This is a genomic window from Dokdonia sp. PRO95, from assembly GCF_000355805.1.
Taxonomy (GTDB): Bacteria; Bacteroidota; Bacteroidia; order Flavobacteriales; family Flavobacteriaceae; genus Dokdonia.
On the sequence record NZ_CM001837.1, the window covers coordinates 1,235,492 to 1,261,452 of the forward strand.

A 25,961-nucleotide genomic window follows, 5' to 3' on the forward strand; every position below is an offset into this window, starting at 1 on the left:
GTATCTTTCGTTCCTTGACTATGACTCTAATGCAACATAATTTTAAAATATCCCTAGTAGCTTCTATACTCTTGTTTTCCGCTTTCGCGAAAGCGCAAGATACCCTCTCATATGAGGCCTACAAACAGAAAGCTCCGGTTATAAAAGAAAATAAAAAACCAACACTCCAAAGAGATACTATCAAAGTAGTAGATACTGTCATTACAAATACAATCTCTCAAGATTTACCTCAAGTATTACTAGATACACAAGTGAGAGATTCTATAACCTTTAACTTACCAGATAATCCTCAAGCAGCACTTATAGATATGCGCTGGCGTAAGGAACTGGCAAGAATGGATCTATTTGATTCTATAAATAATATACGTGAAAGCCACACATACCGTCCAGAAGTAAACTTAGAACTTCCTACAGACACACTAAAAAAACGCCTTGCCGAAATAAATGCGCGTACTCCATTTAACGTGGAGTATAACCCGTCGCTAGAAAGCGTGATAAATCGTTACTTAAAGCGTCACAAACCTACCATGGAGAAGCTTATGGCCGTGAGCCAGTTTTACTTCCCTATGTTTGAGGAGCGTCTCGATAAGTACGACATTCCTTTAGAGATGAAATATCTCGCCATTGTAGAGAGTGCACTGCGACCTAGAGCAAAATCAAGAGTAGGAGCAACGGGATTATGGCAGTTTATGTTTGCAACAGGTAAAATGTTTAAGCTCGAAGTAAACAGCTATGTAGATGATCGCATGGATCCTATTGCAGCAACAGAGGCGGCTTGTGCTTACTTATCACAACTTTATGACATACATGGAGACTGGGATCTTGCGCTAGCATCTTATAACTCTGGTCCAGGAAATGTGTCTAAAGCAATAAGACGCTCTGGAGGTGCTACAAATTACTGGAATATTAGAAAGAATTTACCTCGAGAAACCGCTGGTTATGTACCTGCGTTTCTAGCCACGATGTATCTTTTTGAATATGCAGACGAGCATGGATACACACCAGAAAAAGCTCCTGTAAATTACTTTGCAACAGACACCATTCACATAAAACAAAGCATCGCTTTAGATCAGGTTTCTAGTATTGTAGGTATTCCTTTGGAGATTGTTCAGTTTTTAAATCCGCAGTATAAATTAGATATTATTCCGGTGGTAAAGGATAAGAAATATTACGTGCGACTCCCTATCGAGAGTGTGGGTAAATTTGTACAAAATGAACAGGCTATTTACGCTTTCGCGAAAGCAGAATTAGACAAACGTGAAAAACCATTACCTGAGGTACTTACAGCAAGTTCGCAGGTGAGATATCGAGTACGTAGTGGGGATTATTTAGGTAAAATTGCCAATAAATATGGCGTAAGAGTAAGCCAAATCAAGAAATGGAATAACCTCCGATCCAATGCCCTTAAAATAGGACAGCGATTAACGATTTACCCTAGAAAACCTGTTACTAGTAGCTCATCAAATAGCAGTAAAAAAACTGTATCATTTAAAGGAAAGAAAACATATATCGTTCAAGACGGTGATTCGCTATGGAAAATTGCAAATAAATATCCTGGAGTAAGTATTGAAAATATTAAAGTTTGGAACGATATTAGTAGTTCTAAACTCAAACCAGGAATGAAATTACGCGTTTCTAAATAATTAGATTATGAAAAAGTTATTTCTCGTCTTAAGCCTATGCTTTACAGCAGCACTTGCCGCACAAGAAGTAACTCTCAAACCTTTTGACCCTGCTGCTTATGTAGCAATAGATAGTGAAGGAAATGAAAATCGTACTGTTAAGAATCCAGTTTATACATACTTGATAGATAACTACAAAGCCATTTCAGAAAAGGAAATTCTTTCACCTAATGGTGGCGGAGATTGTGGTTTTACACAAAATTTTGATAATGGGATCATCTACACAAAACGTAATTGTGGCGATGCATCACTTGCAACTGGAGAAGTACTCACTATAGCAAACCCTGATAGAGAATCTGTGCTGTTATGGGTAGAGTCGGTGAATAAGATTTTTGGAGATTATGGTCAGAATCATTGGAACTTCGACCTTACAGAATACAGACCTACGGACAATATACTAGGCGGTTTTTTTACAATTAAGAGAGATACAGATTACACCACGATCCTTGTGATGTCTGGATGTTAATCATTAATAATAGCAATATGATAAAAAGAATATTTTTAAGTATAGTAACAGCGTCCTTACTTATTTCTTGTGGGGATAATGACGGTAAACGCATTTTAAGCCAGTCTGTAGGTAATATTAACAACGTTAAGGTAATTGTGACTAAAGCACAATGGCAAGGAGCTATAGGAGACGCGCTACGCGATGTGCTGGCAGATCCTGTTTATGGATTACCACGTGAGGAGCCTAAGTTTTCTATAGATCAGATTCCGCCTGAGGCTTTTAGTGATTTTTTACTTAAGAATAGAATTTATTTGCAAATAAAACCGGCAGATAGTGCTTCTTTAACTATCGTAAAAGATAAGTATGCACGCCCACAAACAGGAGTAATTGTTACTGGAAGTAGCCACACACAAATTGCAAATCTTATTATTGATAATGAGGAACGTATTGTAACTGCTTTTAAAGAACAAGAGCTTGTTGCAAATCAAAGTCGAATTAAAAAGGCATTGAAGAAAACAGATTCTTTACAAAAGGTATTTGGAGTAAAACTTAACTTTCCAAATGCATATCGATATGCAGAACAGAAATCAGATTTCTTCTGGATGCGCAAAGAGCTAAAGCGCAGCGGTAACATGAATATCACAGTGTACGAGGTGCCGCTACAAGCAATTGATAAGGACACCTTAACAATCAAGAACATTATACGCATGCGTGATTCTATAGGAGGAAAGAAAATACCAGTAGATGATGGTCGCTTTATTACAGAACGTGCTTTCTCACCATACTTACAAGAAACAGAGATAGATGGAAAACTAGCTTATGAAACTAAAGGAACATGGGAAGTAGACGGTCGTTATATGGCTGGACCTTTTGTAAACTATGCCGTAAGAGATGAAAAAAATGGAAGATACTTGATATTAGAAGGTTTCATCTTCTCCCCATCACAAGACCAGCGTGATAATATGTTTGAGCTTGAGAGTATCTTGAAAAGTGCTAGGTTGAGGTAAAAACGTTATCTTTATTATGTTGTTAAACAGTATATTATGGGAGCACTAGAGTTACGAGAAGAAGTTTTAAGAAAAGTGCAAGATGCAGATGAGCGTTTACTTGCAATGATAAATGCCCTAGCAATAAGCTATCAAGAATCTGAAGTAATTGCTTATACTGTGGAGGGAGAACCTTTGAGTAGAGAACAATACAAACAAGAGCTACAGGAGGCAAAAGCAGAATATAAACGAGGAGAGTATACAGCCGTAGATGATCTCAAGAAAGAAATAAAGGATTGGTAATTGATGCTTAATACTGTCTGGACCAATACAGCAAAAAGAGATTTAAAGCAAATTTACAATTACATAAAGAATGTAAAGAAATCACCACAAGGCGCTCTAAATGTGGTTAATGATATTATCGAGGCTAGTGAAACTATTATTTACTTTGAGCAATATCAAAAGGATGAAATTAATAATACCTTTAGAAGGATTATAATAAGACATTATAAAATAGTGTATGATAGAGAAGGTGATGACATTGTTATTTTACGAGTCTTTAGCACATATCAAAACCCTAGTAGATTGATAAATGACGTTTAGAAATTATGCTTTCGCGAAAGGTGGTAAATATAAAAAAACCGCATAACTCAAAGAGCTATGCGGTTTTTCTATATAAGAAAGAGGGAGTATTACTTCTTCTCTTCTATCATATCGTCTTCTTCGTCCTTAGACGCTTTCTTAAATTCTTTGATACCGCCACCTAAGCCGCGCATCATTTCAGGGATTTTCTTACCTCCAAAAAGTAATAAAACAACTAATACAATAAGTCCTATTTGCCAAGGGCCTACCATTCCTAAAAATATTGCTAAAAAATTCATCTTCATCTGTTTTAGAAAAACAAAGATAGTAAGAAAACAGACATACGAGCGTTAAAGTGATAAAAAGGACTTAATTGGTGCTGAGTGGTTATCGCAATCCAATTTTCGCGAAAGCGTAAAGACATCAATTATCTCATATCTAAAAAGTATATTTGTATCTCAAATGACAGAAAAAAAAGAGAAGAAAAAAAAGATTGCAAAAAAGCTACTGCATAAGTATCGCTTAGTTATTCTCAATGAAGATACTTTTGAGGAGCGTATTTCTTTTAAACTCACACGACTCAATGTGTTTATTCTAGTAGGTATATCTGCTATTATTCTTATTGCACTTACTACATTACTTATCGCATTTACACCATTAAGGGAATATATTCCTGGTTACTCAAGCACAAAACTCAAGCGCAATGCGACGCTACTCGTTGCAAAAACAGATTCTCTTGAAAATGCAATTAGAGTAAATGAGCAATATTACTCTTCTATACGTAGAGTGTTAAGTGGAGACGTAGAGGAGCTAGAATTTGATAGAGATTCTATACGCGATGCTGTTTTTAATGATGAAGAAATATATGTGCTCCCTAGTAAGGAAGATAGCCTGTTGAGGCAAACAGTAGAGCAGGAAGACAAGTATAATGTGTTTGATAAAGCTATTGAGGATACAGATTTCTCACTATTTCCTCCTGTGAAAGGAACCATATCGTCTGCATATAATGCTAGCCAAAAACACTTTGCAGTAGATATTGTAACGGTAAAAGATGCCCCAGTAAAAGCGGCAGCAGATGGTACTGTAATTTTTGCCGAGTGGACTGCAGAGACAGGTCATGTACTTATTATAAATCATGGTAAAAACCTTATCACTGTTTATAAGCACAACGCTTCTCTCAATAAGTCACAAGGAGCCTTGGTTCAAGCAGGTGAAGTTATTGCCACGGTGGGTAATACAGGTGAGTATAGTACTGGACCACACTTACATTTTGAGTTGTGGAGTAATGGTTACCCTATAAATCCGACTAATTTTATAGATTTTAACTAATGTCGATAAAGTCTTTTGGAGCAAAAATTTTTGCGTCGTACATACAGCGAAGTATAAAAAAATGGGCAGACAACCCTATTGAGACTCAGCACAAGGTTTTTGAGAGTCTTATAGATGCGGCTCAGTATACGACCTTTGGTAATGATCACCGTTTTGACACAATAAAATCGCATGCAGATTTTGTTAAGCAGGTGCCTATAAGAGATTATGAAGACTTGCGCTACTATGTAGATAAAATGGTTGCTGGAGAACCAGATATACTCTGGCCAGGTAAACCTCTTTACTTTGCAAAAACTTCTGGAACGACTTCTGGGGTAAAGTACATACCGCTTACTAAGGATAGCATGAAAACGCATCCTAACAGTGCACGTAACGCAATTCTCTCTTACATCGCAGAGACAGGAAATACAGACTTTGTAGATGGTAAGATGATTTTTTTACAAGGAAGCCCAGAGATGACCGAAAAGAATGGCATCAAACTAGGCCGTCTTTCTGGTATCGTCGCACATTATGTGCCTAATTATCTACAGAAGAATAGGCTTCCTAGTCTGGAAACTAATTGTATAGACGACTGGGAGCAAAAGGTAGATGCTATTGTAGATGAAACCATAGATCAAGATATGACGCTCATAGGTGGGATTCCTCCGTGGGTACAGATGTATTATGAGCGCCTTATCCAGAAGAGTGGTAAAACGGTGGGAGAACTCTTTAAAAACTATCAGTTGTTTGTGTACGGAGGTGTAAATTATGAACCTTACCGTCGCAAGCTAGAAGATCTTATAGGTAGAAGCGTAGATAGCATTGAGTTATATCCAGCGAGTGAAGGGTTTTTTGCCTTCCAAGATTCACAGACAGAGAAAGGAATGCTGTTGCAACTAGACAACGGTATCTTTTACGAGTTTGTAAAAGCAGATGAGTTTTTTAATGAAAACCCAACGAGAATAACGCTTAAGGATGTAGCTCTTGACGTAAATTATGTGATGATTATCTCTACCACAGCCGGTTTATGGGCTTATAACATAGGAGATACCGTGATATTTACGAGCCTTAAACCCTATCGTATCATGGTTTCTGGTAGAATCAAGCATTTTATCTCTGCTTTTGGAGAGCATGTGATAGGCAAGGAGGTAGAGCAGGCCATGCTTGAAGCCTCAGCCGAAACAGACATTAAAGTGACAGAGTTTACCGTAGCACCGCAAGTAGCACCTCAAGAAGGATTACCTTATCATGAGTGGTTTATAGAATTTGAAAATGAGGGTAGTGATGATTTGCACGCTTTCGCGAAAGCGTTAGATTCCTCACTACAAGCTCAAAACTCATACTACCTTGACTTAATCACAGGAAAGGTACTCCAGCCATTAAAAATCACGAAGGTGGTAAAAGATGGCTTTAATAATTACATGAAATCACAAGGAAAGTTAGGTGGTCAAAATAAAATTCCAAGACTTTCAAACGATCGAAAGATTGCCGATCTATTGCAATCAAAATAGTAGTTAATAATCAACTTGAACACGAAATTACCGCGGTCAAGTTCAATTAAGTACCTTTATCCCCAATTATGAGCACACAAAAAAAACAAGGCCGTACGAGAGCCCAAGAGAGCAGCAGCGCTATAGAACGCATGTATATTACTATGCGTCACCTTTTTAATAGAGGATTTTATAAACCTATGGGAGTCTCTGGTGAGACACTTAGAGAGTCACTTCTTATACTAAGACCAGAAATTTACGGTACCATCGCCGAAGAAAAGGTAGAACTAGATGGTCTTCTTTACGTTATTGATAGACTTCCAGAAGGAATAGAGCAGTGCAGGTTTATTAACCTAACAAGTGATGAGGGTTATAAAAACAGCCACTTTGAACCTATTATTCCAGCAAAACGACGTCGTAACTGCTACCGCATAGATGAAGAACAAATGAACATCGAGATTACTCGTGGTCGTTCTGAAATTTATGATATTCTTACACACGTGACGTTCTTATTCATAGAGTCTCACAAGATTATGAAACGTGTCCTTATAAATGATGAGGGTGCAGTAATACGCGATTGGGAAAAGCTAGAAAAAGCAGTTTTAAATAACGAAGAGTTAGATCAAAATAGCTGGGAGATTGCCACCACGCATACTGCAAACATCTTAGGACGCACCTTTGCAGAGGTACGAGCTATTGCACCGCACTTTAATACTAGATCAAACAATAAACGTTTTTTTGAACTTATTTACTGGTTAGGTAAGCTGGCTATAGCAGAAGTACTTAGAGAGGAAAAGCGTACAGTTACCTTTAGTCCTGTTCTAAGAGAGCGTCTAGGTCACCACATACATGGTGAGATCTGGGCAAATGATATAAAGGCTACGTTAAAAAAGAACAACCTTCTAGGTAGGCCTTTACATATTATAAGTGCAAATATGCACTCTGTAATGAACACACTGTATGCTCCACTCGCACTTAAATCTGAGCTTAAGAAAAAGTCTAAACTAGAGGTGTATGAGATGCTTAGTGATAGCGGTAATAGTGCTCTACGTGCCAAAGTAGAGAGGGCTGCATTACAAAATGGAATGATATACCTACCAGATGATAGTGGTACTAATATCAATGTGCAAATTTTTGACATGTGTAAGCTACCAGTAGCCGAAAATGATTTTTGTAGTAATGATCTAAAAAAGGAGGAGCAGCCAGTCATTATAGTGATGGACTACGCCTTTGGAGAGCAGGCTTATGAAACTATGGAAGAGCTTCTCAAACCGTATGAAGAGGGAGAGGAGAAAACATATTTAGACGTAGATTCTGTATCTATTATGGGTAAAGCAGGTATTCTAGAAGGTGGAAAGGGAGACCTTATGATACCAAGTGCACACCTTTTTGAAGGTACGGCAGATAACTATCCGTTTGAGAACGAACTTACTAAAGAGGATTTTGAAGGACATGGATTAGAAGTGTTTGAAGGTGCTATGGTTTCTGTATTAGGAACATCACTGCAAAATAGAGATATCCTTAAATTCTTCCATGACAGTACTTGGAGTGTAATAGGTCTAGAAATGGAAGGAGCACACTATCAAAAAGCAATACAAGCTGCCGCAAAACTACGTAAGAGTATACAAGAAGATGTAAAAGTAAGATATGCGTATTATGCTAGTGATAACCCACTAGAAACGGGTAGTACACTCGCATCTGGCGGACTAGGAACTACAGGAGTAAAACCTACGTACCTTATTACAGAAAAGATTCTACATCAGCTTTTTACCTCTAATAAGTAGTACGGATATAATACAACTAACATTCAATTTTAAGTAAGCTCATGAGCGATCACAACAATCCGCCTGTAAATCAGCAAGAAATGGACCTCTCAGATATCTTTTCTTTGATAGGTAGACTATTTAAAAATATAGTTTATTCATTTTTTAGGGTTGTTGATTACTTCATCAAAATGTGGTGGGCCTTCTTATTACTCATTGTTGCTGGAATAGCTCTAGGGTTTGTTTTTAAGGAGGAGCCATCTTATGAGGCAAATCTGTTATTAAAAACTAATTTTACTAGTCAGGCGTATGTTTATACGGCAATAGATCAGTTTAATAATAACCTTGAGGAAGACGATGAAGGTTTTATAACCTCCCTTGGTAAATCACCAGAAAGCTTTAGTATTAAAGAAGTAAGCGTAGAGCCTGTAGTTGAGGTGCTAGATTTAGTGAATTATATTGGAGAAAATGACGGTGCACTAGGAGAGATGACTAGAGAGTTTAAGCTTGAAGATGATCGTGAGTTGTTTGCAACAGATCGGTTTTTATCTAAGTTTAAATTTCATAAACTCAAATTTGTATTTGATAGTGATAAAAACTTAAACGATATTGAGACTTTCTTGTCATTTATTAATGACAACTCGTATGCTAAAGAATTGAAAAAGGAAGGCCTCAAAAACCACATAGCTTACCTTGAAAGTCAAGAACAATCTATTGCTCAGATAAATGAGCTTATTAATTCTATTAGTACGGATAAGAATATATCAGATCAAAAAGGGCAGCAGGGGTTCTATTTTAATAATCAAAATGAAAACTTAGCATCATTATTTCACACCAAATCAAATCTGGTAGGAAATTTAGAAATAGAAAAGAATGACTTTGTAAGTTATAGTAATCTAGCAGTAATCGTAAGTGACATTCAAGTATCAAAGAAATCATCTATAACAGATAACTTAATTGTTATCTACCCATTAGTATTTGTGATAATATTTTTAATACTCTCGGGTATTGTAAGTGCATATAGATCATACAAGCGTGAAACTTCTGCATTAAAAAGATAGTTTTTCATACATATTAATAATTATTTATGAGTAATAAAGTAGCATTAATTACCGGTGTGACTGGTCAAGACGGAGCGTACTTAAGTGAGTTTTTACTTAAAAAGGGCTATGAGGTACACGGTATTAAACGCAGATCATCTTTATTTAATACAGATAGGATAGATCACCTTTATGAAGATCCTCATATAGATAATCAGCGATTTTTTCTGCACTATGGAGATCTTACAGACAGTACAAACTTGTTTAGAATTATTCAAGAAGTACAGCCAGATGAGATTTATAACTTAGGTGCAATGAGTCATGTACAGGTATCCTTTGAGATGCCAGAGTATACAGCAAATGTAGATGGACTGGGTGCCTTACGATTATTAGAAGCTGTGAGAGCTCTAGGACTTGAAAAAAAGACGCGCATTTATCAAGCAAGTACATCAGAGTTGTATGGAAAAGTACAAGAAGTACCGCAATCTGAAACCACACCTTTTTATCCAAGAAGCCCTTATGCAGTAGCAAAACTATATGCATACTGGTCTACCGTAAATCATCGTGAAGCTTATGATATGTTTGCGTGTAACGGTATTTTATTTAATCACGAGTCTCCAGTACGAGGAGAAACTTTTGTGACTAGAAAGATCACTAGAGCTACATCAAAAATTGCTTTAGGATTACAAGATAAAATGTATTTAGGTAATCTAGATGCAAAGCGTGACTGGGGTCATGCTAAGGACTACGTAAGGATGATGTGGATGATCTTGCAAGCAGAAGAGCCAGAAGATTGGGTAATCGCCACGGGAGAGACTACAACAGTACGTGACTTTATAAAAATGGCCTTTACACATATAGGTGTTACCTTATCTTTTGAAGGTGAAGGAATTGATGAAAAAGGAATTGTTACTGCATCAGAAAATGCAGATTATCCTGTAAAAATAGGGCAAGTAGTGGTTGAGGTAGACCCAAAATATTTTAGACCTACGGAGGTAGAGCTTTTAATAGGTGATGCTACAAAAGCCCTCAAAAAGCTGGGCTGGAAGCCCGAATATAAACTTCAAGGTCTTGTAGATGATATGATGCAGAGCGACCTAAGGTTAATGAAAAAAGATAGCTACCTCAAAGAAGGCGGATATAAAACGATGAATTATTTTGAGTAATACATCCATACCTACAAACGCTAGAATTTTTGTTGCTGGACATCGCGGCTTAGTGGGAAGCGCGATTGTTAATACACTTGTAGCAAAAGGCTATACGGATATAATCACGCGCACTCACAAGGAACTCGACTTAACAAACACAGTAGCAACACAAGAGTTTTTTAAGAAAGAAAAGCCAGAATATGTTTTTCTCGCAGCTGCAAAAGTGGGTGGGATTATAGCAAATAATACGTATCGAGCAGATTTTCTTTATGTGAATCTCATGATTCAAAACAATGTGATTCATCAGAGTTATGTACACGGAGTTAAGAAATTGTTGTTTTTAGGAAGTACTTGTATTTACCCTAAAAATGCACCGCAACCTATGCCAGAAGACGCTCTGCTTACAGGAGCTTTAGAATATACAAATGAGCCCTATGCCATTGCCAAAATAGCCGGCATCAAACTTTGCGAGAGTTATAATTTGCAATACGGGACAGATTTCATTTCAGTGATGCCTACTAATCTTTATGGAATTAATGACAACTTCGACTTAGAGAAATCTCATGTCTTACCAGCATTGATAAGAAAGATTCACCTTGCAAAATTACTTTCAGAAGGAAAGAATGATGAGGTCTGTAGAGACTTAGATGTTTCCGCTTTCGCGAAAGCGCAACCTATACTAGAAAAGTACGGTGTAACAGCCAAAAGCGTTGAGATATGGGGAACAGGAACGCCTAGAAGAGAGTTTTTATGGAGCCAAGATATGGCAGATGCTTGTGTGCACATTTTAGAAAACACAAGTTTTGATGACGTAAGAGGAAGCACAACCGAAGTAAGAAATACACACATAAACATAGGCACAGGAGAGGATATATCTATAAAAGAGCTAGCAACGCTTATTAAAGAAACGATAGGTTTTAAAGGACAACTAATTTTTGATAGCTCAAAACCAGATGGCACACCGCGCAAGCTTACAGACGTTACAAAACTTAATAGTTTAGGATGGAAACATACGGTAGCGCTTGAGGATGGAGTTAATAGATTATATAATTGGTATTTAGATATTAAGAACCGATAAGAATGTCATTTTACAATACACTTAAATTTATAGTTACACATCCTCTTAATAAGAAAAATCCTGTAGCTGGCCTTGTACGTTTTGGTAAATGGCAGTTAAAAAGTAGGCTTCTTAACAGGCCTATAATTTGCAATTTTGCTACTAAAAGTAAGCTATTAGTCTCTAAAGGAATGACTGGAGCAACCCAGAATATATACTGTGGCCTTCAGGAATTTAATGATATGTCTTTCCTTCTTCATTTTCTGCGAGATACGGATCAATTTATTGACATAGGGGCAAACGTAGGTAGTTACAGTATACTTGCTTCTTCTGAGATAGGTGCTACCACGTTTGCTGTGGAACCAGTTCCTAAAACTTTCGAAAGTTTACAAAGAAATATTGAACTAAATAATAGTCAAGATAGAACGCAATCATTTAATATGGGTGTGGGTAGTACTAAAGGGAAGATTTTATTTACTGCCGGATTAGACACAATGAATCATGTAGCTATAGAAGGAGAAAAAAATACTATAGAGGTCCTTGTAGACACTTTTGATAATCTGTTTGAATTAAATAAAACTACTCTCGTTAAGATAGATACAGAAGGATTTGAATCTGCCGTTTTAGAAGGAATGGAGGAATCAATCTCAAATAGCAACTTGCAAGCTATAATCATTGAGTTAAATGGACTATCTAAAAGATATGGTTATGATGATAATAAAATTCACAATAAGCTCATAGAAAGCGGTTTTAAGCCATATGACTATAATCCTTTTACACGCACTCTGAATTTACGCAAATCGTACGGACAATATAATACTTTGTATTTACGTGATTATAATTTTATTTTAAACAGAGTTCAAGCGGCTCCATTATTTAAGATTCATAACACTGAATTTTAAATGTAACAATCACATTAGAGTTTGAAAAACCTTCATGAAATTAAGGCGTTAATTCATTCCTCATTTGGGAAGAGAATTTCTGTAAATTATATCTCGCTTTTACTTATTCAAGTTACAAACCTAGTATTACCTATAGTTACCTTTCCTTATCTCATCTCAATATTAGGCTTGCAGAAGTTTGGGTTGATAATGTTTGCACAAGCCATTTGTTCTGTACTTTACATTTTTGTTGATTATGGGTTTAGTCTCAGCGCAACAAGACATATAACGCTACAGAGATCTGATAAGGAAGAAATGGCAACTGTTTTTTCAACTGTCCTTCTTATAAAAATTGTAATCGCTACAAGTGTATTTATGTTATACGCTATTACTGTTTTTGTTGTGCCCAAATTTCAAATTGAAAAAGAAGTGTTTTTATTAAGCTACCTTATGGTCTTTGGACAGGCGTGCTTTGTAGATTGGTTTTTTCAAGGAATAGAAAAGATGAAAGTGATGGCACTCTTGAGTCTTTTGGCAAAAGGAGTTTTTACACTTCTTATATTTGTGTTTATACGTGATGTGTCAGATTATGTTCAAGTTCCATTCTTTATGGGTATAGGATATATTCTAGCAGGAATTCTAAGTATTATTTTAGCTTTGAAATACGTTTCCATTGTTAAACCTAGTTTCACCTTAGTAAGAAAATTATTAAGGGAAAGCTTTAGTTTATTTGTGTCTAACCTCGCTGCTAGATTGATTAACACTATTCCCATCTTAGTGCTAGGTTTCTTTGTTAATGAGTCTACAGTAGCTATTTACACAAGTATGGAAAAGCTTATCACAACTTCAAAAGGGGTCTTTGTTTCCCTATATCAAGCGTTATTTCCATGGTTAGTTAGTCAAACACGTGTAAAACAGAGAGAATACGTAATAAAAATGTTACCTATAGTTGGCTTACTTGCAATTATGGTTACACTACCATTCCTAATTTGTGGAGGATGGCTGTTAAACATATTGTATGATAATGTAGCTATAAATGAAAATAGTTACCTTTTCTACATACTTGCACTTAATATCATTTTCACTAGTTATTTTATGCTATTTATTGCCCATTATTTTCCAGCGGTTGGTGATTTTATGTCTCGATTGAAGACATTGGCTTTTTCAGCTGTTTGCGGGATTATAATAGGCTTAATTTTTATCAGTCAGCTTGAGATACTTGGAGCAGTTATCACGGCGGTTTCTATAGAAGCTATTCTATTAATATTCTCAATATATTACTTTATTAAAACGAGACCTGTTGGAACTATCTAAAGATAAAAAGTTGATTATTATTCAAACGGCTGTCCCAGATTATAGAAAAGGTTTCTTTAAAGCCTTGAGAGATAATCTAGGGGATAATTTTGAGTTGTATAGTGGTAGTCACTATTTTGAAAAATCTATACAGTCTGACGCGACAATCCCTTATAAGAAAACTAAGAACACTTACCTTTTTAACGCTAGATTTTTAATTCAATTTCAAATCATAAAATTAATAGCGAGTGATAACCTGTTAGTGCTTGAACTCAACCCTAGAATAATTTCGAATTGGATATTATTGATAGGTAGAAAAATTTTAGGTAAACAAACGATACTGTGGGGTCACGCATGGCCACGACAAGGTAAAGATGCTAGTACTGATAGTTTAAGACATCTCATGCGTAAACTAGCAAGGGCTATAGTAGTATATACTAATAAACAGCAATTAGAACTTCAAGAGAAAATGCCCCGTAAAATCATTCTCGCAGCACCTAATGCACTTCTCAATACATCTCAAATGGGTGCAATTGCTGGAAACCCTAAACACCTTATTTATGTGGGGCGTTTAACAGAAAGTAAAAAAACACTTTTTCTTGCAAAGGCATTTAGCAAAGCACTTAATGATATTCCAAACGATGTACAGCTTTTTATTGTAGGAGATGGAGAAGAAAAGGAGGCTCTAGAATCATTTATAATAGAAAACAACTTGTCTCACAGAATACATTTGCTGGGCCATATAAATGATATAGCTCGATTGAGAGAATTATATAGCAACAGTTATTTTAGTGTTTCTCCTGGTTACGTTGGGTTGTCTGTAACTCAAAGTTTTGGTTTTGGTGTACCTATGATCGTTTCAAGAGATGAAAACCATTCCCCAGAAATTGAAGCAGTTTTAGATGGTGTAAATGCTCTTTTTTTTGATACTAATAGCGAATTAAGCTTTCGCGAAAGCTTAATAAATATGTACAGCAATATTGATTTATGGACATCAAGAAGAGATGAAATTGCCGCATTTTGCGCCAAAAATTATTCTGTAGAGGCAATGGCTCAAGTATTTTGTAAATTGTTAAATACTAAGAGGTAATGAGCCTCTATAACCACTAGCCCGTCAAGCGAAGCTTTTTTTACTTGTACTCAATAAAGAAAGTGATAATTTCTAATAATTCTCAATTAAATGGATATAATAAGGAGCCAAAATAGTATCAAGTTAGTAGAGGGTGCTCTCTTGTTATTATTTGCCTCTATTTTATTACCCTCTAATATAAAATCGATTGCAATCGGCCTCTTTGCCGTTGTGAGTTGTTTACATTTTTTTAAAAGTGGAAACACCTTTAATATTAGGTTTTTCTTTTTAAATAGTGCCGTTTTTATAGTAATGGTCTTTACGTTACTATATAGTGATAATCTTGAGTATGGAGTACAGAGACTTATCATGTTTTTATCTCTTGTAGTTTTCCCACTTTGCTTTTCTATGTACTCCCAAAAAGATATTAACTTCTTATATAGAAATAAGTATAGGTACTTGTTTGCATATATAATTACAGTGGTTCTATTTAATGTAATACCTTTTTTGTGGTTTTATATCACTCATTACAGTTTTATAGAAATGTTAGAACACTTTCCTATGACAATGAAATTAAATGTAGGAAAATATGGAATGCATGCTATATATCTATCCATGCATTGTAGTGTTGCCCTTATCTTTTCAGTGTATGTATTACAGTCCTTAACAACAAAATGGAAAGTAATATGTTTAATTGCCTTAGATCTAATATTAGTATGTTTCTTATTAATTTACGCAAAGAAAGGATCAATGATTGGTTTAACTATAGTTGCTTTTCTCTTTATACTCTTTCGACGAAAAAAGGTAACTATAAGGCCTTATCTTTTTGCTTTAGTAGGACTTATGGTACTTATAGTAGCAATTCCGCGCACTCGAAATAAATTTTTAGAATTTAAGAAAATTGAGGCAGTAGGTGAAGGAGCCCCTACCTCCACAAATATTAGATACACTATCTATAATGTTGCTAAAGATGTAATACTAGATAGCCCTATTTTAGGTTATGGAGTAGGTGATTTTAGATCAGTTTTAACTGATAAATATCAGGAATTAGAAATACCAATATTGCAAGAAGGAGGATATAATGCACATAATCAGTTTCTAAGTTTTTTGATTATTGGCGGTATTGTAGCGCTTCTAGCTTTTATATGTACGCTTTTAATAAACTTTATCTTTGCTGTAAAGTTTAATAACGAATTACTAATACTATTTATCATTTTTTATGGTATTTTAATGCTTACCGACAATATTTTAGAGAAGGAGGCAGGTGTTGTATACTTTTCATTATTCTTCAATTTTCTTACTGCCAAATCACTATTTGCAATTCCTAATCACAGTGACTTAAGAAGATAATTAGAATGGGTTTAGTTGAAAATATTCAAGTTTAAAGATGTATGCTAGGTAAACTCATATTGATGTTATCTTATCTACTGATAAGTATATTTCTATTTGCAACATTCAGTGCAGATACTTCTGTATGGATATCATTCTTTATAAGTAATCTCTTATTATTTGGGATGTTCTGGTGGCATTTGTATCAAGAGAAAGAGTTTTCTCCTTTCATTTCTGTGTTTCTTGTCTTTAGCTTTCTGTTTTTCATACTTTCTCCGCTTCTCCAAGTAGGAGAATTAAACCTTACAAATGGAGTTTTCATAACTAAATTAAAATACTCCCAAGCGGCAATTGTACACACAAATGTACTTGTAATCATATTCAACCTGACCTTTGCTGTAGCATATCTTTATTTTAAAAAGTTTCGAAAACTGAGAGTTATTCCAGTTTATGATCAGACCAAATATAAAGCCCTGCCAGTACTAATTAGTATAATCTCTATCGCTACAGTGCTAGTGTTTATTGCTAGCTTCGGTTTTGTACAAGAAGAAATAAGAAGACATAGTGGGACACCCTCGTCTGCGTCAATAGGGATGCTATTGTTGTGGAAAAAGGTGCTATTTATGATGCCATTTGCAGGAATCGTACTATGCTTTCAATATTTTGAGAAACGAAAAAAACTACCAATAAACATTATTATTGTAGCCTTACTTTTCTTAATTCTTGGAGCGTTTTTATTGTGGTTTAAAAACCCCTTGACAGAAAAGCGCAACGCTTTAGGTCCCATTTATATTTGTATTATATTCTTGATGGCACCTAGATTACTTAATAGCAATGTTAAAATGACGCTATTTATGTTCTTTTCAATGATTATAGTTTTCCCACTCTCTGCCATACTTACACATGTGACAGCCACGTTTGAGGAGATTTTAGACAGACCTAGAGTGTTATTGGACAGTTTTGAAGGTTATGGTATAGGTCAGGTTTTTAATACATTACACTATGATGCCTTTATAAATATTACAGCAACCTTAGACTATGTAAAATATGAGGGCTTTTCATACGGTTATCAATTGCTAAGCGGTTTATTATTTTTTGTTCCTCGTAGTCTATGGGAGACAAAACCCACAACCACTGGAAAATTAGTTGGTGAACATCTTATTGAATATCATGGGTTCCATTATAGTAATTTATCTAATCCACTAGTATCTGAGGGTTATATTAATTTTGGGATTTTTGGAGTCGTTATGATGGCTATTTTTCTCGCAATTACATGTATAAAGCTTCTTTCATGGTTTAAAAGCGACGACTATCTTAAGAAGATTTTAGCACTTTACTTTGCTATACATTTATTATTCTTATTGAGAGGTGATTTTGCAAATGGCTTTTCTTATTACATTGGCATCTTTGTCGGAGTTTATATACTTACGCGCTTTTTACAATATATAATGGAACAGATGTTTTTAAACCAGAAATCATGGAAGGCAAAACATAAGCAACGTATATAAAGAAGCCTTATACTATGCAATTTTATAAGTTAATATACGCATCATTTTGAACTGTAAAAAGTGATTTACTTATCTGTATTTTTGATTGTTTTCACTTCTAATATTTCCAAGTAGCAAATGCACATAGTCCAAATACATAATAGATATAAAGACATAGGCGGTGAAGATATTGTTGTGAGTCGAGAAAAATTGCTACTAGAGTCTGCAGGTCATAAAGTCTCTCAATATATTGTAAATAACAATGATATTAATACGCTTTCGCGAAAGCTAAAAACGGCATTGTCGCTACCATATTCGGTTTCTCAAAAGAAATTAATTAAGGCATTTTTAAAAGATTCTTCACCTGATGTTGTGCACGTGCATAATTTTTTGCCTGTAATTACTCCGTCGATTTTTTACGCTTGTAAAGAACTTCGCATACCAGTAATAGTTACTCTACATAATTACAGAATACTATGTAGTAACGGGCTTCTTTTTAGAGATGGGAAACCTTGCGAAGACTGTATAAAAAGTAAATGGGGTATTCCCGCTATTAAAAACGGTTGTTATCAAGAATCTAAAATCGCGACAGTATTTCCCGTAATCAGTAACGCCCTGCATGGACATTTACAAACATGGTCATCATATATTGACAAAGTGATATTGTTAAGCGAATTCTCTCATGAGATTTTTAAGAAATCGCATATAACTTTTAGAGAGGAACAAGTTATAGTCAAACCAAATTTTACCGAAGATAGAGGCTACCTCTATGATAAAGAGAATTATATGCTATTTGTAGGGCGTCTCTCAGATGAAAAAGGGATTGTAAACGTAATAGAAGCTTGTATTAAAGCAAATAAAAGACTCAAAATTGCAGGTACAGGTCCCCTTCATGAAGTTGTTGAGAATTATTCACACCTACATAATAATATAGAATTTGTAGGAAATCAAGATGGAGAAGAGTTATCAAGCTTATATAAAAATGCTCAAGCATTAATCACAGCATCTAAGATGTACGAGACTTTTGGGTTGGTTATAATAGAATCATTCTCCTTTGGTACCCCAGTTATTGCACCATCGTTTGGGAATGGTGGGCAATTAGTTAAAGATCAATACAATGGATTACATTACACGTTAGATGATATTGATAATCTTGTAGAAGCGATTGAAAAAACAGATTACCTAGATCAAGAAACTATGAGAAATAATGCCCGAGAAACATTTCTGAAAAACTACACAGCTCAACAGAACGTATTAAAATTGCTAGATGCGTATAAATCCGTTTTATGATTAGGAAATTCTATTAAACTATTTTTACAAGCCCTATGAATAATCTCCAAGGCAAACACATCACACTTATCTCCTTAAACTTCTACCCGGAAGACACTGCAATAGGACTTTACAGCACGCAACTAGCAGAATATCTAGAGCAGCAAGGAGCACATATTTCGGTGATTACTGCGTTTCCTTATTACCCTAAATGGGAAATAACAGAAGCATATCAAAACCAAGGAGCTTATCTACATGAGAAGAAGGGAACCATTGATATATATAGATATAAGCAATTTACTCCCAAGGAGCCTACATTCTTAAAACGGGTTATACATATAGCCGATTTTACCATAGGTTCACGCTTTAATTTCAAGCAGATTGCAGCGTGTGATATTGTAATCTCTGTTATTCCTTTTACGAGTAGTGCATGGTTAGGAAATACGCTTTCGCGAAAGCGTAACGCAAAACACTGGATTCACATTCAAGATTTTGAATTTGACGCGGCTTTTCAGTCGGGTCTTGCCGCTGGAGGTGAAAGTAAAAGTATGGCGTATAAAGCGTTGATGAAATTAGAGCGCAGTATTCTCAATAAAGCAGATTATGTGAGTACGATAAGCCATGCGATGCTTGCCAAACTAAAAGAGAAAACCACCACCGAAACCTACTATTTACCTAACTGGATAGATGCAAACGAGAGTGATCCATCTAAGTCACAAGCACATCCTTATTTTTCTAAAGATAAGTGTAGTATTTTATATTCTGGTAATGTGGGAGACAAGCAAGACTGGCAGTTATTTACAGACCTTATCAAAGCATTAGACTTTAATACGTTTGAAGTAATTGTAGTAGGAGCAGGGGCAAAAATGAATGCTCTAAAGGAGAATTTAAAACATACAGAAGTAAATTTTTATCCTCCAGTACCATTTGCCGCGTTATCAAGTTTGCTAGCTAGTGCAGATGTGCATATTTTATTTCAAAAGAGCGAAGTTGTAGATACGGTTATGCCTTCTAAAATACTAGGTATGATGGCGAGCGCTAGACCATCTATCATTACCGGTCACCCAGACGCAGAGCCAGCTAAGATTATAAATGATTCGAAAGGTGGATATTACAACTCCGTTATTAATGTTGATATAATATTGAGCCAGCTAGAGACTCTCCATTCGGCTCCAGAAACTGCTTTAACTATGGGTACAGCTGCAAGAAACTATGTACTTGAAAAATTTGCAAGGAAACCTATTTTAGATAAATTTTCTCAAACGCTGAGTAGGTTGTAGGGCTTAGGCTTTACAAGCAGGTAATACTTCCTTATTTTTACGAACACAGATTGTTAAGTCTGTATAGATTAATCAACCAATTATGAAGAGAGTTTTAATTACGGGTGCTGCAGGATTTTTAGGGTCTCATTTATGTGATAGATTTATTAAAGAAGGTTTTCATGTAATTGGGATGGATAACCTTATCACTGGTAGCCTGTCTAATATTGAGCACCTTTTTAAGTTAGAGCAATTTGAGTTCCATCATCACGACGTTACTACTTTTGTGCATGTGCCAGGTGACTTAGATTATATTCTACATTTTGCGTCACCAGCGAGTCCTATTGACTATCTTAAAATACCCATACAGACACTTAAAGTAGGTTCGTTAGGAACACACAACCTATTAGGATTGGCCAAGGTTAAAAATGCCCGTATTCTGATTGCATCAACATCAGAAGTTTATGGTGATCCACTCGTGCATCCTCAGGATGAAAATTATTATGGTAATGTAAACACTATAGGGCCAAGAGGAGTATATGACGAGGCAAAACGCTTTCAAGAATCTATCACAATGGCTTATCATCGTTTTCATGGCTTAGAAACTCGCATAGTGAGAATTTTTAACACCTATGGACCTCGTATGAGACTTAATGATGGTAGAGTAATACCTGCATTTATGGGACAAGCGCTCAGGGGAGAAGATCTAACGATATTTGGTGACGGTTTACAAACTCGTTCCTTTTGTTATGTGGATGACCAGGTAGAGGGTATTTTCCGCCTATTAATGAGTGATTATGCATTTCCCGTAAACATTGGAAACCCAGATGAAATTACAATAAAAGATTTTGCAGAAGAGATTATAAAACTCACCGGGACTGATCAAAAAGTAATTTACCAAGACTTACCGGTAGATGACCCGATGCAACGTAAACCTGATATTTCTAAAGCAATGGAAATATTAGATTGGGAGGCCAAGGTAGGTCGCGCAGAGGGTATGAAAAAGACGTTTGAGTATTTTAAAAGTTTATCTCAAGAGCAATTATATAAAAGCGAACATAAAGACTTTTCAAAACACATACGTAAATAAGTATGGCGCAACGCGTAGGTAGGTATTCCTTTTACATAAGACCCATAATTTATGTTATAGACCTAGTAATTATTTTATTACTAGCTAGGGTATGCCTCATTATGAATGAGGATTTTGTGGTGTTCTCATTGTATATCACGATAACTTGGATTTTATCAACCATCAAGTCAGATTTTTATGAAGTTTATAGGTATACTAAGCCTACACGTATAGTATCCCTTTTACTATTACAGTTATTCATTTTTGCATTACTTGTTTTTGCATTCTTCGGTCTATTTCAAACAGTAGACGCCTCTCCAATAGCTGTGTTTCTATATGTTTTATATGTTTTTATAGGTGTAGGGATCAATAAATTTGGAGTATTCTATTTGTTAAAAACGTATAGAGCAGTTTTAGGAGGTAACCATCGTCGTGTTGTTATTTTAGGCTGGAATGTGCAAGTTAAGGAGCTTAAAAAGTTTTTTGATGAAAACAAAAGGTATGGTTATGTAGTGAGTAGCACCTTTGATATAAAAGACCCAAGTGTATCTCTTGACAGCATATTTAATTACATATTAGAGAATAGTGTAGATGAGGTTTACTGCTCAGTAGAGCAGTTTACTAATGAAGAGTTGAGAGAGATATCTGAATTTACAGATAACAACCTTAAGATATTAAAATTTATTCCAGACAGCCGCGAGATCTTTACAAAGAAACTAGAATATCAATACCTAGGGATTACTCCCATACTATCTTTGCGTACCATCCCTATAGATAAACCATTTAATCAGTTTATTAAACGTGCGTTTGACATCGTTCTTTCTATTGCTGTACTTGTAGGCGTATTATCATGGCTTACCCCTTTGCTTGCAATTTTAATAAAGCTCGACTCTAAAGGGACTGTGTTTTTCAAACAGAAACGTAACGGATTAGATTATCACGAGTTTTACTGCTATAAATTTCGCTCTATGAGAGATAATGAGAAGGCAGATATTGAGCAAGTGAGTAAAAATGATAGTCGTATTACTAGAGTAGGTCGGTTCCTGCGTAAAACCAGTATGGATGAATTACCGCAATTCATTAATGTCCTTAAGGGAGACATGTCTGTCGTGGGGCCAAGACCTCATATGGTGAGACATACTCATATGTATGCAGAGCGTATAGATAAATTTATGGTGCGTCACTTTATAAAACCTGGAATCACTGGTCTTGCGCAAGTGAGTGGTTACAGAGGAGAAATAGAGACTGAAGAGGATATAGTAAACCGCGTAAAATTTGACATATTCTACGTAGAAAATTGGTCACTCTTCTTAGATATTAAAATTGTTTTTAATACTATTTATAAAGCTATTGTAGGAGATGACAAAGCTTACTAAAAATGACATACAGCCACTAGTCTCCATTATCACTCCGCTGTATAATGCAGCACCATTTATTGCTCAAACTATCGCGAGTATTCAAGCACAAACGTATCAAAACTGGGAGCAAATTATCGTAGATGATTGCTCGACAGATAATTCTGTTGATATTGTAAGAGCCCTAGCAGCTCTTGATGATAGAATTAAACTTATTACGCTTTCGCGAAATAGTGGTGCCGCACACACCCGCAACATTGCAACAGAAGCTGCTCAAGGGAAATTCATTGCATTCTTAGACTCTGACGACTTATGGCATGCAGAAAAACTCCAGAAGCAAATTGCCTTTATGCAAAAAACAGCTTGTGACGTTTCTTATACCAGCTATGTACATATCGATGAACATGGAAAACCACTTGGTAAACGCATCGTGGCATTACCAGAGCTCCATTACAAAAAGCAACACAGCAATAACTATGTGGGAAATCTCACTGGTATTTACAATGCAACCTCAATAGGTAAAATAAGCGCTCCAGACGTTAGAAAAAGACAAGACTGGGCGCTGTGGCTAGACGCGATAAAGAAGAGCGGAAAACCCGCCTTAGGTTTGCAAGAAGATCTGGCTTTTTATAGAGTACGTGAAGGCTCGATGAGCTCAAATAAATTAAATCTCGTTAAGTACAACTATCAGTTTTACAAAACTTGCTTAGGATATTCTCATGTAGTAGCTGCAATATGTTTACTCCGCTTTTTCTGGGAGTACTTCGTAGTAAGACCTGAATGGATACAGCGATATGATGTCTAAGAAACGAGAGAAGTAAACTGTTTGAGTTTACCTCTATCCCTACGGTCCAGTACGGCTACTTTTTCAAAAGTTAGCTTTAGTTCATCTTCAAGATAAGTAGTGGTAGCTTTTTCAATATTTCTTTTTTCTTGAGCATTAAGTGGTCTCTCAGAGGTATAAATAAATTTAAATGAATCTTGAGCAGTTTGCTCAATAATGAACTCACTTACATTGCCATCTTCCTCTATAATACTCTTGGTCACATAATAAAATGTTAGTCCAGGAACTACTTTGCCGCTAGGTAGCCGTGCAATATCACTTGTTCTTCCTTGAAGATTTTCTAAAATAGGATTTTTAAGCGTGCTTAGTGGTGATAAAGATCCCATATCACCTATATCATAACGTATAAAAGGATGTGCTTTATTATAAAAAGATGTGATTACAATACGCCCTACCACACCGTGAGGTACAGGCTTATCGTTATCATCAAGAATTTCGACAAATAACAACTCACTATCTACCTCTAACTGATTCTCCTTATTTTGAAAGGCTATAAGTCCTACTTCTGAGGCTCCATATTCATTAATGATTGGGACATTAAATTGCTCCTGCATTAATTCTAAATCATCGGGAAATAGCATTTCACTAGTGACAATACATGCTTTAAGAGTAGGACAGATATCAGTGAGTATAATTTGGTGCTTTTTCAAATACTTAGCAAGTAATACAATGCTACTGGTGTAGCCATTTATATAGTCAAAAGGTGTCTTGCTAAATTTTTTAACCATATCTGCAAGCTTGTGCTCGCAAAGATCAAAAATGGGAAAACGATATCTGTTACCTAGTTTATCCTTGAGTCTTTCCTTTTGATAGGCAATCGTTGTAAGCGGAATCCCATAAAAACGCGCCTGTTTTGAGGTGTCCAGGTCAAGATGATACCAGTTGTACCTCCTTTGGAAACTCACCCAGCTCAACGCATGAGCGTCTTTATCTTTTGCAAAAACAAAAGGATGTCCAGAAGATCCAGAGGTCCTACCTACGTATACCGTCTTGCGGTCGTAGTTTTGAGAAAGCCTATTTTCAAGCGGTTGTTGTAGATCTGCTTTTGTTAGCACTGGCAGTGTTTCCCAGTCTTTTTCGCCTCTTTCGGTAAGGAGACTTTTATAAAAGGAATTATAAATCTCGTGATGGGTAACTATCTTTTTTTTCTGCTCAGATATATATGCTGCATATTCACTTTCTGGGATATCTATGATACGTTGTAATTCCGCTTTCGCGAAAGCGGTATCAAATCCCTTCATTTTTAAAGCCCAGTTGAATAAATTCACATCGTCTTAATTAGGGAGCCAAAATACAAACATTTATTTTTGTCTAAACGCAAAATATACCATAATGAATATCTTAATCTTAGGTTCTGGAGGACGCGAGCATACATTTGCTTATAAACTAGCACAGAGCGAGCAATGTGATTCACTTTTTGTTGCACCAGGTAATGCAGGTACTGCTCAAATTGCAACGAATGTTGCCATAGGCGTAACCGATTTTGAGGCCATCAAAGCTTTAGTGATTAAGGAACAAATAACAATGGTTGTTGTAGGACCTGAGGATCCGCTAGTGCAAGGAGTATATGACTTCTTTAAAGGAGATGAAGCTCTCAAAAACGTTGCTGTCATTGGGCCCAGCAAGGAAGGAGCAGAACTTGAAGGGAGCAAGGAGCGCGCAAAGGAATTTATGATTGCTCATGATATTCCTACGGCTGCCTACGAAGCCTTTACAGTAGAAACACTAGAGAAAGGACAAGCGTTTTTAGAAACTTTAAACTCTCCATATGTTTTAAAAGCAGATGGTCTTGCGGCGGGTAAAGGAGTTTTAATCATAGAAGATCTTAATGAGGCAAAGAAGGAACTAGCGAGTATGCTTGGCGGTAAATTTGGCGATGCAAGTACAACCGTAGTCATAGAAGAGTTTCTAGACGGAATCGAGCTTAGTGTTTTTGTACTTACAGATGGTAAAAACTATAAAGTGCTTCCTACTGCCAAAGATTACAAACGTATAGGTGAAGGTGATAAAGGACTTAACACCGGAGGAATGGGTGCAATAAGCCCAGTTCCATTTGCAGATGATGCTTTTATGAAAAAAATAGAAGACCGCATTGTAAAGCCTACGGTTAATGGTCTTACTAAAGAAAATATAGATTACAAGGGATTCATATTTATTGGTCTTATCAAAGTAGGAGATGACCCTAAGGTAATTGAGTACAATGTACGCATGGGTGATCCTGAGACCGAGGTAGTATTACCACGTATTCAGTCTGATCTTGTATCACTTTTTAAAGCGGTTGATAATCAAACATTAGACCAGCAAGAGTTTAAGCTAGATGCTAGAAGCGCAGCAACAATAATGCTTGTTTCTGGAGGATATCCAGAAGCTTATGATAAAGGAAAAGTAATCACAGGACTTGAAAACATAGAAGGTTCTATTGCTTTTCATGCAGGAACAACAGAAAAAGATGGCGCAGTAGTTACTAATGGAGGTAGGGTGATTGCAATCACATCCTTTGATGAAGATTACAGAGAGGCCATAAAAAAATCCTACCAGAATATAGAAAAACTACATTTTGATAGGATAAATTATCGTACAGATATAGGTTTTGACCTATAGT

General features: G+C 35.9%; 24 protein-coding genes. 22 read left to right on the forward strand and 2 right to left on the reverse strand.

Features of this window, described 5'->3' with window-relative positions; all coding sequences use genetic code 11:
- The first annotated feature begins 20 nt into the window (after positions 1-20).
- Genes D017_RS05335 through D017_RS05355 form a run of 5 tightly spaced genes read left to right on the forward strand, consistent with a single transcriptional unit; the run spans position 21 to position 3,719 of the window.
- Positions 21-1,643 (forward strand): lytic transglycosylase domain-containing protein, encoded by a 1,623-nt coding sequence (locus tag D017_RS05335; protein WP_051583812.1) that lies wholly within the window; start codon positions 21-23, stop codon positions 1,641-1,643.
- 7 nt (positions 1,644-1,650) lie between these two features.
- Positions 1,651-2,148 carry a hypothetical protein gene (locus D017_RS05340; RefSeq protein WP_035335096.1) on the forward strand — a complete coding sequence of 166 codons (498 nt, stop codon included), beginning with the start codon at positions 1,651-1,653 and terminating at the stop codon, positions 2,146-2,148.
- Between the two features lie 17 nt (positions 2,149-2,165).
- Complete coding sequence (locus D017_RS05345) at positions 2,166-3,137, forward strand: DUF4837 family protein (protein ID WP_035338026.1); 972 nt, start codon at positions 2,166-2,168, stop codon at positions 3,135-3,137.
- Between the two features lie 36 nt (positions 3,138-3,173).
- Positions 3,174-3,419 carry a hypothetical protein gene (locus D017_RS05350; RefSeq protein WP_035335097.1) on the forward strand — a complete coding sequence of 82 codons (246 nt, stop codon included), beginning with the start codon at positions 3,174-3,176 and terminating at the stop codon, positions 3,417-3,419.
- Positions 3,420-3,422: 3 nt separating this feature from the next.
- A complete protein-coding gene (locus tag D017_RS05355) occupies positions 3,423-3,719 on the forward strand; it encodes a type II toxin-antitoxin system RelE/ParE family toxin (protein WP_035335098.1) in 297 nt (98 codons plus the stop codon).
- An 89-nt stretch (positions 3,720-3,808) separates the two neighbouring features.
- Here the strand turns inward: D017_RS05355 and tatA are convergent, their stop codons facing one another.
- Positions 3,809-3,997 carry a twin-arginine translocase TatA/TatE family subunit gene (tatA, locus tag D017_RS05360; protein WP_013750675.1) on the reverse strand — a complete coding sequence of 63 codons (189 nt, stop codon included), beginning with the start codon at positions 3,995-3,997 and terminating at the stop codon, positions 3,809-3,811.
- A 163-nt stretch (positions 3,998-4,160) separates the two neighbouring features.
- On the opposite strand from tatA, the gene D017_RS05365 reads away from it, so the two are divergent.
- The 16 genes from D017_RS05365 (at position 4,161) to D017_RS05440 (ending at position 23,320) form a co-directional block, all read left to right on the forward strand.
- On the forward strand, positions 4,161-5,027 hold the full coding sequence (locus D017_RS05365) for a M23 family metallopeptidase (protein ID WP_035335100.1): 867 nt from the start codon (positions 4,161-4,163) through the stop codon (positions 5,025-5,027).
- Complete coding sequence (locus D017_RS05370) at positions 5,027-6,517, forward strand: GH3 auxin-responsive promoter family protein (protein WP_035335102.1); 1,491 nt, start codon at positions 5,027-5,029, stop codon at positions 6,515-6,517. The genes D017_RS05365 and D017_RS05370 overlap by 1 nt, the downstream gene beginning before the upstream one ends.
- A gap of 68 nt (positions 6,518-6,585) precedes the next feature.
- A complete protein-coding gene (locus D017_RS05375) occupies positions 6,586-8,280 on the forward strand; it encodes a hypothetical protein (protein WP_035335103.1) in 1,695 nt (564 codons plus the stop codon).
- Between the two features lie 41 nt (positions 8,281-8,321).
- Complete coding sequence (locus tag D017_RS05380; RefSeq protein ID WP_035335105.1) at positions 8,322-9,320, forward strand: hypothetical protein; 999 nt, start codon at positions 8,322-8,324, stop codon at positions 9,318-9,320.
- Positions 9,321-9,346: 26 nt separating this feature from the next.
- Positions 9,347-10,465 (forward strand): GDP-mannose 4,6-dehydratase, encoded by a 1,119-nt coding sequence (gene gmd / locus D017_RS05385; protein ID WP_035335106.1) that lies wholly within the window; start codon positions 9,347-9,349, stop codon positions 10,463-10,465.
- 7 nt (positions 10,466-10,472) lie between these two features.
- A complete protein-coding gene (locus tag D017_RS05390; RefSeq protein WP_192816529.1) occupies positions 10,473-11,525 on the forward strand; it encodes a GDP-L-fucose synthase in 1,053 nt (350 codons plus the stop codon).
- 2 nt (positions 11,526-11,527) lie between these two features.
- A complete protein-coding gene (locus D017_RS05395; RefSeq protein ID WP_035335110.1) occupies positions 11,528-12,406 on the forward strand; it encodes an FkbM family methyltransferase in 879 nt (292 codons plus the stop codon).
- 21 nt (positions 12,407-12,427) lie between these two features.
- The gene (locus D017_RS05400) at positions 12,428-13,699 is read left to right on the forward strand and encodes an oligosaccharide flippase family protein (protein WP_035335112.1); all 1,272 of its coding nucleotides are present in this window, start codon (positions 12,428-12,430) and stop codon (positions 13,697-13,699) included.
- Positions 13,686-14,768 (forward strand): glycosyltransferase, encoded by a 1,083-nt coding sequence (locus tag D017_RS05405; protein WP_051583814.1) that lies wholly within the window; start codon positions 13,686-13,688, stop codon positions 14,766-14,768. The genes D017_RS05400 and D017_RS05405 overlap by 14 nt, the downstream gene beginning before the upstream one ends.
- 90 nt (positions 14,769-14,858) lie before the next feature.
- A complete protein-coding gene (locus D017_RS05410) occupies positions 14,859-16,097 on the forward strand; it encodes an O-antigen ligase family protein (protein ID WP_035335113.1) in 1,239 nt (412 codons plus the stop codon).
- Positions 16,098-16,159: 62 nt separating this feature from the next.
- Positions 16,160-17,584, forward strand: a complete 1,425-nt coding sequence (locus D017_RS05415) for an O-antigen polysaccharide polymerase Wzy (protein WP_152023867.1) — start codon at positions 16,160-16,162, stop codon at positions 17,582-17,584.
- Positions 17,585-17,701: 117 nt separating this feature from the next.
- Positions 17,702-18,853 (forward strand): glycosyltransferase family 4 protein, encoded by a 1,152-nt coding sequence (locus D017_RS05420; RefSeq protein ID WP_035335116.1) that lies wholly within the window; start codon positions 17,702-17,704, stop codon positions 18,851-18,853.
- A 35-nt stretch (positions 18,854-18,888) separates the two neighbouring features.
- A complete protein-coding gene (locus D017_RS05425) occupies positions 18,889-20,112 on the forward strand; it encodes a WcaI family glycosyltransferase (RefSeq protein ID WP_035335118.1) in 1,224 nt (407 codons plus the stop codon).
- An 82-nt stretch (positions 20,113-20,194) separates the two neighbouring features.
- Positions 20,195-21,181 carry a UDP-glucuronic acid decarboxylase family protein gene (locus tag D017_RS05430; protein ID WP_035335120.1) on the forward strand — a complete coding sequence of 329 codons (987 nt, stop codon included), beginning with the start codon at positions 20,195-20,197 and terminating at the stop codon, positions 21,179-21,181.
- A gap of 2 nt (positions 21,182-21,183) precedes the next feature.
- Positions 21,184-22,536 (forward strand): undecaprenyl-phosphate glucose phosphotransferase, encoded by a 1,353-nt coding sequence (locus D017_RS05435; RefSeq protein WP_035335121.1) that lies wholly within the window; start codon positions 21,184-21,186, stop codon positions 22,534-22,536.
- On the forward strand, positions 22,520-23,320 hold the full coding sequence (locus D017_RS05440) for a glycosyltransferase family 2 protein (RefSeq protein WP_035335122.1): 801 nt from the start codon (positions 22,520-22,522) through the stop codon (positions 23,318-23,320). The genes D017_RS05435 and D017_RS05440 overlap by 17 nt, the downstream gene beginning before the upstream one ends.
- Here D017_RS05440 and D017_RS05445 read toward each other — a convergent pair.
- Positions 23,317-24,627, reverse strand: a complete 1,311-nt coding sequence (locus D017_RS05445) for a phenylacetate--CoA ligase family protein (protein ID WP_343215431.1) — start codon at positions 24,625-24,627, stop codon at positions 23,317-23,319. The two genes, D017_RS05440 and D017_RS05445, sit on opposite strands and share 4 nt — an antisense overlap.
- A gap of 64 nt (positions 24,628-24,691) precedes the next feature.
- On the opposite strand from D017_RS05445, the gene purD reads away from it, so the two are divergent.
- On the forward strand, positions 24,692-25,960 hold the full coding sequence (gene purD / locus D017_RS05450; protein WP_035335125.1) for a phosphoribosylamine--glycine ligase: 1,269 nt from the start codon (positions 24,692-24,694) through the stop codon (positions 25,958-25,960).
- Position 25,961 lies beyond the last annotated feature (1 nt).